General features: G+C 53.1%; 7 protein-coding genes. 4 read left to right on the top strand and 3 right to left on the bottom strand.

All coding sequences use genetic code 11. The features are described from left to right. Positions 1–583: 583 nt before the first annotated feature. From V7680_RS13465 to V7680_RS13450, 4 genes are all read left to right on the top strand, one after another. The gene (locus V7680_RS13465; RefSeq protein ID WP_335653782.1) at positions 584–3,436 is read left to right on the top strand and encodes an SNF2-related protein; all 2,853 of its coding nucleotides are present in this window, start codon (positions 584–586) and stop codon (positions 3,434–3,436) included. Positions 3,437–3,524: 88 nt separating this feature from the next. After that, positions 3,525–5,288: a site-specific DNA-methyltransferase gene (locus V7680_RS13460; protein ID WP_335653781.1), complete on the top strand. Its 1,764-nt coding sequence runs from the start codon at positions 3,525–3,527 to the stop codon at positions 5,286–5,288. Further along, positions 5,281–7,977 (top strand): DEAD/DEAH box helicase, encoded by a 2,697-nt coding sequence (locus tag V7680_RS13455; protein WP_335653780.1) that lies wholly within the window; start codon positions 5,281–5,283, stop codon positions 7,975–7,977. Before V7680_RS13460 ends, V7680_RS13455 begins: the two co-directional genes overlap by 8 nt. 19 nt (positions 7,978–7,996) lie before the next feature. Beyond that, positions 7,997–8,809: a hypothetical protein gene (locus V7680_RS13450; protein ID WP_335653779.1), complete on the top strand. Its 813-nt coding sequence runs from the start codon at positions 7,997–7,999 to the stop codon at positions 8,807–8,809. Here V7680_RS13450 and V7680_RS13445 read toward each other — a convergent pair. The 3 genes from V7680_RS13445 to V7680_RS13435 are packed head-to-tail and all read right to left on the bottom strand — an operon-like array spanning position 8,768 to position 10,865. Continuing rightward, positions 8,768–9,946 (bottom strand): hypothetical protein, encoded by a 1,179-nt coding sequence (locus tag V7680_RS13445; protein WP_335653778.1) that lies wholly within the window; start codon positions 9,944–9,946, stop codon positions 8,768–8,770. The genes V7680_RS13450 and V7680_RS13445 overlap by 42 nt on opposite strands. Further along, on the bottom strand, positions 9,943–10,293 hold the full coding sequence (locus tag V7680_RS13440) for a hypothetical protein (RefSeq protein WP_335653777.1): 351 nt from the start codon (positions 10,291–10,293) through the stop codon (positions 9,943–9,945). The genes V7680_RS13445 and V7680_RS13440 overlap by 4 nt, the downstream gene beginning before the upstream one ends. Beyond that, entirely contained in the window at positions 10,293–10,865 is a 573-nt protein-coding gene (locus V7680_RS13435; protein WP_335653776.1) for a hypothetical protein, read from the bottom strand. The genes V7680_RS13440 and V7680_RS13435 overlap by 1 nt, the downstream gene beginning before the upstream one ends. Positions 10,866–11,358: the final 493 nt, after the last annotated feature.

The raw sequence follows: 11,358 nt of genomic DNA, 5'->3' as shown, positions 1-11,358 counted from the left end.
CTTGGGCTGAAAGCCGCACTGACTGCGACATGCGGCTCTGCCTTCCGGCGAGGATGGGAGGGGGAGGGAAAGCTGAATCGTTGCCCTTGGCGCGGGCCAGCGGGCGCACAGCGAACGCCACACGGGGGGAACTATTCTGCTTTGGGAAATGAGAGGGCGAAGCCCTTGGCGTTCCCATCAAATAAGAAAACAGAGCCGGTCAGGCTCTCTCAGCCGCAACGCGGCAAAACAACGGCACCCTTGCACGGCGCGACGCCAACCGGACGCCCTGCGCGCGGGCCTGTGGGCTAGCGGGCGTCCGGTCAGTCGAGAGGCAAGAGTGCCGGCGGGTCAGCTCAAAAAAGCCGCACCCTCAAGGAGCGCAGCGGGAAAGAGTGCGACCGTAGAAAATCCCGCGCATTAACCCACGCTCCTGATCGTCACCCGAAGGGCCAAGACCCTAGGCTTGGTTCGCGTAAGCGAATAGAGCGGGTTGCCTTGAGGCAGCGCACTATGTTCCCCTCACTGTCAGACTTGCAGATACCCGAGGATATAAATTGTTTGAAATTCCAAACCATGCCAAAGAATCAAGTAAATAGAACGGATGAATCAAATAGTGTTTACTCAGCTTCACGCACATTATCATGCCCATAAACTCACTTTGACAGGTACTGACGACGAAGCGTTTACGCGCTCACTTACTTCTGCAAGAGTTGAAATGAACCCACATCAGGTCGATGCGGCACTTTTTGCACTTAAGTCTCCGCTTTCCAAAGGCGTTCTTCTCGCTGACGAAGTAGGCTTAGGCAAAACGATCGAAGCGGGATTGGTCATCTCCCAACGATGGGCAGAGCACAAACGCCGAATAATTTTGATCGTGCCCGCATCGCTGCGAAAGCAATGGCAACAGGAACTGTTCGAGAAATTCTCGCTCCGCAGTACCATTATTGAAGCTGCGACCTACAAAGCGATGGAAAAGAACAACATCGTGCGCCCGTTTGAAAACGCCGACGGCATTGTGATCGCCTCATATGAATTTGCTGCGCGCAGGGCTGATGAACTGCGGGCAGCAAAATGGGATCTGGTAGTTTTTGATGAAGCCCATCGCTTGCGCAATGTTTACAAAAAAGGCGGCTCGCAGCGTGCAAAGGACTTAAAGGCCGCATTGCAAGACCCATTCAAAATTCTGCTTACGGCAACGCCGTTACAAAATTCTTTGATGGAACTTTACGGCATCGTTTCGATGATAGACGATGAGCATTTTGGAGGTGAAAATGCCTTCAAATCCCAATATTCCGGCGCCTCGGCAAATACTAGCTCGCTCGACGTGCTGAAAGAACGACTAGCACCGATTTGTCACCGGACGTTACGTAAACAGGTTCAAAAAGCGGGTCATATCAATTTCAAACAGCGGAACGCCCGGACCTTTACTTTTGATCCGTCGGATGACGAACTACAACTCTACAATAATTTGTCGGCTTTCTTGCAGCGTAAAGATAGCATTTCCTACGGGGACAGAGCTAACCAGCTCGTCGTATTGCAAGTCCGCAAAATCCTCGGCTCGTCAACCTTTGCGGTTGCAGGCTATCTCGACAAACTGATCGAACGCCTGCGCCGCAAGGAACGTGCGACGCTAGATATTACGGATGATGTCGAAGACATTCAGACCACGCTTGAAGAGGCTGATCTGGATGATGAGGTGGATGAGGCCGAACCTATTGATCCAGTTAAACTGGCGGCGGAAATAGCAGAAGTGGAATCTTACCTTGCGCTCGCCCGTTCTATCGGGAGCAATGCCAAGGGAGAAGTGCTTCTCCACCAATTGCCTGTGGTGCTTGACGAAATTGCCATTAAAGGCGGCAAACGCAAGGCGGTGATTTTTACCGAAAGCGTCCGCACACAAACCTATTTGAACGAGCTACTCAGCAAGCATGGCTATACTGGTCAGATCGTCTTGATGAACGGCTCCAATGCTGACCCTGCAAGTAAGGATGTATATGCAGCGTGGAAGGAGCGCCACCAAGGGACCGATAAAATTTCTGGTTCAAGATCGGCCGATATGAAAGCGGCGATTGTCGAGGCGTTCAAGGGCGAAGACAAGGCTATACTGATCGCGACTGAAAGCGGGGCAGAAGGCATCAACCTCCAATTCTGCTCGTTAATCGTGAACTATGATCTGCCGTGGAATCCGCAGCGGGTTGAACAGCGTATCGGGCGCTGTCACCGCTACGGCCAGTTGATTGATGTTACTGTGGTCAACATGCTCAATCTGAAAAACCAGACCGAACAGCGGATTCACGATTTGCTTGCCCAAAAATTCCACTTGTTCGAGGGTGTGTTTGGCGCGAGCGATGAAGTGCTAGGCGCATTGGTCAGCGGACTGGACTTCGAACGCGAAGTGCTCCGAATTGTGCAGGATTGCCGCACGTCAGAACAGGCAGAGTTTGAATTTGACGCTTTGAAATCTTCGATAGAAGACAAGATCGACGCCGATATGGAAGCGGCGCGGGCTAAAGTTTTGGGCGCGCTGGACAGCGAAGTAATTGCAAAGCTCCATCATCGCCAAGCGGAACTGGCGACCAGTGTCCCGGAGTTCCGGCAGAGACTCCTGACTATCGCCAAGGCGGAATTGCCCGAAGCTGCGTTCCCTACACCCGATAGTCAGCGTTTCGATCATGGCGGCAGGACATTTACGACCCAGTGGCCGACAGCTGATGATAATGACTGGCAATTTTTTCGCGTATCTGACGGGCTGGGTTTGGAAGTCGTCGAGGCTGCGAAATCACGCGATCACGCCAGCCAACCTATCGCACTTACGTTTCGGCCAGATAATTTCCCATATGCCGGTCAGATAGCGGCGGTGAAAGATTTGTCGGGACATTCGGGCTGGCTGCGCGTGTTCAGGGCTGTGATGCCAACGCCAGATGCTATGCGGGAAGAATTGTTGATCGCGTGCACCAGCGACGCAGGCGCGATCATCCCCAGCGAGGTTGCGGACAAAATGTTCATGGTTCCCGCCAAGGCTGCGCCGTCGTTCTCGCATTCCGCGCCGGATGAAGCCGCGCTCGAAGCCATAGAGCATACAGAGTTTGCGGCCTTTTCTGACAAAATCAAGAATGAGAATTTCGCTTGGATACAAGCCGAAGAAGACCGGCTGGATCGTTACGCGGCGGATATTGAGATTGAGCTTGATGCCCAGATCGATGTGCTGGAAACCGAGGTCAAGGAATTGCAGCGGCAAAAGCGGTCGCCCGATCTGTCGATGGAGGACAAAGTGGCGCTCAGCCGCAAGGTTAAGCGGATGGAGGGTGATGTTGATGATCTCAAACTATCCAAATTTGAAAGGCGAAAGAAGGTGCGGCGCGATGTCAGCGACAAGCTCGACGAATTTGCTGAAAGCCTAAACATTCATCCGACACTCACCACACTGATGACGTTGCGCTGGACTGTGGAATAATGTCTCAAATCTCCCGATCGAACATATTCGCCGCAAAATAATGTAAGCGAAAACAAGACAATTAGCTAAGAAATGATTATCGAAGACTATGAAGAAAAAAACCAAACTTGAACTGACATGGCCCGGCAAGGAGGATCGCCCGAAGCTGGAGCCGCGCATCCTGATTGAGAACCCGGACAAGAGCACTCACGCCGCCGCAAGGCGGTCGGACGCAGACAATTTCGATAATATGCTTATCAAGGGCGACAATTTGCTCGCGCTCAAGGCGCTGCAAGCGGATTATGCGGGTAAGGTGAAGTGCATTTATGTTGATCCGCCCTACAACACCGGCAGTGCGTTTGAGCATTATGATGACGGTCTCGAACATTCGGTTTGGCTGTCATTAATGAGGGATAGGATGGAGCTCTTAAAGCACCTCCTTTCACCAAATGGTCTATTTTTCGTTCAAATCGACGACAATGAAGTCGCGTATTTGACAGTTCTAATGGATGAAATATTTGGTCGAAATAACCGGCTTAATATTATTGCCGTAAAAATGAGCGAGGCAACGGGCGTAAAAATGGCTCACGCCGAGAAACGAATGCCGAAGCAAAAAGAATTTGTTCTAGTTTACAAGGGGGATGGTTCACCGAAAATTCGGCCCATCAAAATTCCGCGAGAGACTTGGAACAACGAATACAAAGAGGTCTTACTAGGTATTGAAAAGCAGGATTTGGCTGCACTAAAGGATATGCTCTACGCTGAGGAATCTGACAGTCGGGCGGTTGATGACGCAAACAGCCTCTTGGCTAAGGTGAAAATCGTTTCGCTCTCCAACTTTTTTCGAGACAACGAAATAAAGACGAGTGATCGAGATGATTGGAAATGGCAAAACGCTTGGCGAATTGTTCAGGCGGTCGGCGCAGGAAGCCTGAAAGAGCGCGCTCTAAATGCTCGTACAGATAATGAGATTAGCGCGGTTTTGTCTGCACGCCGCAAGTTATCTGTTTTCAAAACCCACTTCGATCATACGAGCCGTGATCCAAGAATTAGGCTTCTGTTTGCTGATAAATATCTCACGTTCAATCCTGGCGATTTTTGGACTGACATAAAAACTGCCGGTGGCGTTGGCGAGGAAGGCGGCGTTGCATTCCCAAAGGGGAAAAAGCCAGAAGCTCTTTTGCAGCGCGTAATTGAGACGTGTACTGATCCGGGAGATTTGGTCCTCGACTCATTCGCCGGTTCGGGCACCACAGGCGCGGTTGCGCATAAATTGGGGCGGCGTTGGATCATGGTCGAAATTGGCGACCATGCCGATACGCATATTGTGCCGCGCCTGCAGAACGTGATCGACGGCAGTGATCAAAGCGGGATTAGTAAAGCGGTTGACTGGAAGGGTGGCGGCGGTTTCCGCTATTTCACGCTCGCGCCCTCGCTGCTTACCCAAGATAAATATGGCAATTGGGTGATCACCGAAGACTATAACCCGGCGATGTTGGCTGAGGCGATGTGCAAGCATATGGGCTTCACCTATGCGCCATCGGCAGAGAATTATTGGCAGCACGGCTATTCGACCGAAACCGACTTTGTCTATGTCACCACCCAAAGCCTGACGCATGAGGCTTGCGCGAAAATTGCGCAAGATGTGGGCCCGGAACGTTCGCTGCTGATCTGCTGTAAGGCGTATAGCGCAGAGGCGGAGGCGTTTGAAAATGTAACGTTGGTGAAAATTCCCACTGCCATCCTGCAAAAATGCGAATGGGGCCGCGACGATTATTCGCTCAATATCGCGAACCTGCCACTGATGGAAAATGACGGTGCGCCCGCTGCCAATGATCTCCCCTTGTTCGGCGGTGAGACTGGCGATGAGTGATCCCATAAATGAAACCCGCATCCGCCGCCAGATTGCTCAACGTCTATCTTTGCGCGGGCCGCAAGAACTGGCGCTAGGTATCCTCGGCGATGTGCTGACGCATATGGATTTCAGCGCACCGTGCGATATGGATGCGCTGCTTACTGAAATCAGGAAAAGCTATCCCAGTGTTGAAGCATTCGAACGGTTGTTCCCCTCGCTCTGTTTCGCGCTCGCAACCGGCGTCGGCAAAACTCGGCTGATGGGTGCGTTCATCTCCTACCTTTACCTTACAGGCCGTTCCAAAAACTTCTTCGTCCTCGCGCCAAATACGACAATTTACAACAAGCTGGTCGATGATTTCTCGAAGCAATCCTCAGCCAAATATGTATTTCGCGGCATATCCCAATTCGCCCAAACGCCGCCGGTGATTGTTACAGGTGATACATGGCAGGAAGGGCGCGGAATTCGCGGGGCCGATCTGTTCGGCAATGAAGCGATCATCAACATTTTCAACGTGGACAAGATTAACCGCGAAAGCGGAAAAATCCGCAGCTTCCGCGAAACGCTAGGCGATAGCTATTTCGACTACCTCTCCAAGCTGCCCGATCTAGTTATGCTGATGGATGAAGCGCACCGCTACCGCGCAAAGGCGGCGGCGCAGGCGGTGTTTGAACTTGACCCGAAGCTTGGGTTGGAACTCACCGCTACACCGAAGACGGTTGGCGCAAGTCCCAAAGATTTCAAGAATGTTATCTACCATTACGGCCTCGGCAACGCGATGGCCGATGGCTATGTTAAGGAACCCGCCGTCGCGACGCGCGCGGATTTCGACGCCAAGGACTATGATGCCGACAGTCTTGAGCGGATCATGCTGGAAGACGGGGCCCATTATCACGAACACGTGAAGACCGAACTGGAGCTTTATGCGCGCCAGACCGGGCGAAAGCATGTTCACCCGTTCATGCTAGTGGTGGCTAAGGACACAACGGAAGCCAAGCGACTGCGCGAATGGATCGAAAGCGATGATTTTTTCCATGCAGCCTACAAGGGGCGCGTAGTTGAAGTGCATTCCAATCAGACCGGTGTTGAGAGCGATGAAGCTTCGCAGCGGCTGGTGACGCTAGAGGAAGCGGGCGACACCGACATCGTGATCCACGTCAACAAGTTAAAAGAAGGCTGGGATGTAACTAACCTCTATACCATCGTTCCGCTGCGCGCGTCGGCCTCCGACATTCTCACCGAACAGACATTGGGACGCGGCCTGCGCCTGCCATACGGCGAACGCACCGGAAACGAGGCAGTCGATACACTGACCGTCATTGCACATGACCGTTTCAGCGAAGTCATTAGCAAGGCAAAGGAACCCGATTCACTGGTTCAGATGAAGGAATACCGCATTGGCGAAGGCGGCGATATTTCAACCGACCCACAATCCATCATGGAAGTGCCGACGACATTCGAGGCGGCACTGACCGGCAAGGATTTGCCAGAAGGTGTCCGTGAAGAACGGACCCCGTTTATCTTTGACAGTGCTGAAGATCGCCAGATTGCCCAAACCACAATTGACGTAATCCGTGATAAATATGAGCGGCAACTGACAGGCGGTCTCAAGGATTTGCATAAGCCCGAAGTCCAGAAAGCGATTGCGGCTGACGTAACACGGCTTGCCAAAGCGCGGCAGAGTCAAGGGTCGCTCGACGGCATTGTACAAGCGCCAGACATTGCGAAGCTGGTCGGTATCGTCACCGCGAGCGTTGCCGATAACACAATTGAGATTCCAGAAATCGTCGTGCTGCCCAGCCGGGAAGTGAATTTCTGGTTCGAGGATTTTGACCTTGGCAGTATGGACGACATTAGGCTGCAACCAATCTCAGACCGCCTGTTGATCCGCAACATGCGAGACCAATCACAGCGCGAACTGGCGCGGGCGTTGGAGGGGCCGAAAGAGACGCAAGTCGAAAATTATCTCGTCAAGCACCTGATGGATTACCCTCAGGTTGATTATGACAGCCAGGCCGATCTGCTTTACAAGCTCGCCGGTCAGCTGATCGACTATCTCCGCAGCTACCTAACCTCTGAGGAAGAAGTCGAGAACGTCGCACTGGCACATGGCAAGTTGCTCGCGCAGCGGATTTTTTCGCAGATGAAAGATCACTACCGGCAAACACCCGCCGAATATCGGGCAAGCAAGGTGCGTTCCTTCCGCGCGTTGCAACCGCAGCAATTCAGCTATTCACTCGCCAAACTGTTGCCAATGTCTCAGCCCGCGATGCCGCTTTCAACGACTCCCGGCCACACCTTCACCGGCAGCAGCAAAAGCCCATATCAGTTTCACAAATTTCATTCTGATCCCGAACGGCGCTTTGCGGTAATGATTGACAGTGGGTTTGAAAAGGATGTGCTACGCTGGTTAAAGCCGGGGCGCGGGCAATTCAGAATCGAATATCAACCGGGCAAACCTTACGAACCCGACTTCGTGATAGAGACCAGTAACGAAAAGCTGATCGTGGAAGTGAAAGCCGATAACGAAATGACCGATCCGGTCGTGCTAGAAAAAGCCCGTGCCGCATCGGAATGGGTTAAACACGCTAACGAGTTTGCTGCCGATGGAGATGGGAAGCATTGGCGCTATGCACTGATCCCGGACAAAGCGATTACAGAAAATGCAACTCTGGTGGGTTTGCTGGCGGCGTATGTCTGTGTCTGAACAGAGCATAGAGACATAAATGAAGCCTATTCTCGCAGATTTTGCATCCGCCGATGATTTGCTGCGCGAAGCGGGACAAGGACGATTGGCGGGCCATGACTCCATCGTTTTGGAAAAGTCTGGCCGTATTGGCCCGCTAGTCGAGATTGCACTCGCAGCAATGGCACATAGCGAACAATATCGCGGCGTTTCGGTAAATAGTTCATTTGCCGTACGCCTAAATCAAGCACTACAGACACGATGCCCTTTCGGTAGTAACTATGACGATTGCGCGGGTGCGTTCCCCCTTTCTGCCATCAACCCGGTTACTTCGACGGGGCCGGAATGGGACCAATGGACGACTCATGCAGAAAACATCGCCAAAGCTCAGGGACTGAATTCCCACCTTGTTGCAGGTTTGCTCGGTGCGCTAATCGAAATTCAAGACAACATTTATGAGCACAGCGGCGAACCTGAAACCGGAGTGGTTGCCTACGCAACAACAACCAACTCATTTGAATTCGTGGTAGCCGATCAAGGTATCGGTGTGCTTTCGAGCCTGCGGCAAAATCCCAAATACGGGGACGTAAACGATGCTGGCGTAGCACTGGGGTTGGCGATCACGGATGGTGTCTCGCGTTTTCCCTCAGAGACGGGGCACGGCCAAGGCTTCAATCAGCTATTTCGTGCGCTTGTTGGTCACAACGCCGAACTGCGATTTCGCAGCGGTGATCACGCGCTGACCCTTCGGCCCGGTCGCGATTTCACCGAGGGCGCGTCGGTCTTGGCTCAGGTTGCCCCAATGGTCGGATTATCCATATCCGTTTTTTGCAATGATGGGGCCTTGCCCTGAACGCACCACCCTTCGATCTGCGTGTAGACGTTCCAAATAGGTATGGTGGCTATGCAGGGTAGCGACGTTCTGTTGCAGCAAATCGTCAAGCGGCTCGCCATTAGCTGTTGGGTGTCCGCGCCATTGCAGTTTACCAGAATCGGAAAAGTAGGCCTGCTTGCGGCAACGGGTCTTATTGAACGCATCGGTATCAATCACTGTGACTGCATCAAATGATTGCCGAAGGGGTTCCAGCACGCGCGCTCCGCCACGCACAATCAATCGCAGCGGACGGTTTACGTCGGCGGCAAGCTGACGAAGGCGCGCAACGTGCCAGTCAATCCGGCAGCCGCGCCCCGCTCCAGTTGCAAACTCAACGGCAATCGATTGGATTTCGGAGCGAACGGCAATGAGTTCGGCCCAGCGCTCATAGTCGCGTTCGGTGCGAGCGTTGACATGAAGCGCGGCGGGCAGTCCGGCCTCAGCCATTTCAATCCACGCTAGCAAGATCCGTTTCATCGCGTGCAGATTATCGGTTCGTGGCACGTCGGTCAGCACGCTAAAATTAGGTGGTGTGATGAGTGCAATACCCAGCGATTGAAGCTGGGTAAGTAGCTCTACGCGATTGGGAAGTTCCCAATAGCGCTCTATCTTGCGGTCTCGCCCCACGCCAGAAACGACAAGTCGAACTTGTGGCTCAATGCCGAATTTAGCGGTGAGCGCTTCGCGGTCTTTGAATTTCATTTCTGCCTTGCCAAGGTCAATGAGCGCATAGAGCGGGAGTGCAACGATCGGGAAATTAAGCCGTCCGTGCCTTGCCGAATTGTGCTCAATGAACGGCACCATGCTCGGCAGCGGATCGACGCTCACGCCGGGCGCGCGGGGCGCAGTCGTCAATTTGAAACCATCGACTTCGCGCACACGGGCGACGAATGCCGCGGGATTTCCTCGGCATACCAAATCGCAAGATGCCTTGTCCGCACAGCGACAATAATCGGTGCAGTCGAAAAAACTGGAATTTTTGTGCGCGCCCCCACAGGTGCCGCGATCCACACAGGTCCAGCATCCGAGCGATGCGGAAGCGTTTTCGGCATCGTCCCATAGCGCCTGCGTATTTGAAATTGGATGAGACTCTAGTTGTTGGGGGCGTTTTGTCATCGGATGCTCAATTCCGCATTGTTACCAAACAGGCCGACGCGTTCGACGGTGCCAAGGGCAACGCCGCCACACCCTTTGATGGCCGCGCGCACATCCGCTGGACTCCCATGAATTGCACCCACCTGACGATGGCCACTGCACACAATGACCGCCTTACCATCGCATTGCACCACTACCTGATCACCAGCTTTGAGATTCGAGCCGCCATTCAGATCGGCAGTAACAATGCGCTGCTTGTTAGAGAACTGAACGTCGAAAAGACCGGGCGACTTAAACCTGTCGAGACCTTTGTCCCAGCGTTTGCGCCACGGCTTTCCTGACTGTTCGCGAATAAAATCGACACCCATCAGTTTGCCTCCATTACTGGCGCGAAAGTCTTGGATTTACCACTCTTGAATTCCATCAGGATGCCCTTTGCAGTGAGCGTTGCGAGACGGTTATTCCAGGCGGTGGTTCCTATTCCTTCATCAGGGCGGAGCTTCGCCAGTTCCGGTGCCGAAATACGATGATGCTTTGCAATGAGCTTCATTGTAGACAGTTGAGCGGCATCTAGTTCGCCAAGAATATGCGGTTGTGAGGCGTTTCCCGCGTCACTCAGCGCACACGCCCAGATCGCGTCGTTGCGATCCTTGAGATATACAGAAAGTTCTTCCTCGATGGTTGCGTTGGCGTTTGCCACTACCGGATACAGCATCCCGATGGCATTGCGCCCAAAGTCACGAAAGCCAAGAACGGCCTCGCGCAAGAAGGAGCCGGTAGCGATATCAACGCCCGCGAAGTCTAGATATGCAACCACCGGTTCGGTTACCGGCTTGGTTTCGCCGATGAGGCTGGCAAGCATTTGCCGCCCCATTGCGCTGCCTGCTAGGGTCGCCTTGTTTGCGGCAATATCAAATATGGAATACCGAATCATCATCATCCTCACTATGAGCAGTGACAATAATGATAATCTGGAATGATGTCAATTGCCGTCGTATGGGCTCCGTATCTTTTGGGCAACGGGGCTGATTTACAACCGTGCATCTGAACCGACGTCCCCAAAGGTAGTAACCACGTCCTTTCCACTTTTAACTCGCCAGCGGCGAAGCGGAATCGAACGCGGTAGAGCGCAAACTTGGGGGTGAATCGAGGCTCGTCTCCCCTACTTCCCAACCCTGCTTGGCCTATCTCCCGATTAATTGCGCCAGCGGCGCATCGGGATATAGCCGAAAAGGTCTTACATAGCAGGGCGCATTCAAACACGATGCGCCACAGGTCTGCCAAGCAAGCTAAACCCATTCGCACGAACAAGGATGCCAGCGGCATGTCGGCAAATGGTGTTATTTTGTCCACGCTGTAAATCCCAGCGCGACGCTATTATTATTAGAACCGATACGAGGCGAATGATTATCCCCTTGGCGTTCTCGTTCGGC

Origin of the sequence: Parasphingorhabdus sp. (genome assembly GCF_036963705.1) — a bacterium.
GTDB lineage: Bacteria > Pseudomonadota > Alphaproteobacteria > Sphingomonadales > Sphingomonadaceae > Parasphingorhabdus.
Note: the sequence above shows the minus strand (reverse complement) of the source record. Positions and strands in the feature narration are given on the sequence as shown.

Bases quoted from the DNA above. Each gene is read 5' to 3' on its own strand.
- V7680_RS13445 (WP_335653778.1), bottom strand. From the start codon at position 9,946: ATGACAAAACGCCCCCAACAACTAGAGTCTCATCCAATTTCAAATACG.
- V7680_RS13440 (WP_335653777.1), bottom strand. From the start codon at position 10,293: ATGGGTGTCGATTTTATTCGCGAACAGTCAGGAAAGCCGTGGCGCAAA.
- V7680_RS13465 (WP_335653782.1), top strand. From the start codon at position 584: ATGAATCAAATAGTGTTTACTCAGCTTCACGCACATTATCATGCCCAT.
- V7680_RS13460 (WP_335653781.1), top strand. From the start codon at position 3,525: ATGAAGAAAAAAACCAAACTTGAACTGACATGGCCCGGCAAGGAGGAT.
- V7680_RS13435 (WP_335653776.1), bottom strand. From the start codon at position 10,865: ATGATGATGATTCGGTATTCCATATTTGATATTGCCGCAAACAAGGCG.
- V7680_RS13450 (WP_335653779.1), top strand. From the start codon at position 7,997: ATGAAGCCTATTCTCGCAGATTTTGCATCCGCCGATGATTTGCTGCGC.
- V7680_RS13455 (WP_335653780.1), top strand. From the start codon at position 5,281: ATGAGTGATCCCATAAATGAAACCCGCATCCGCCGCCAGATTGCTCAA.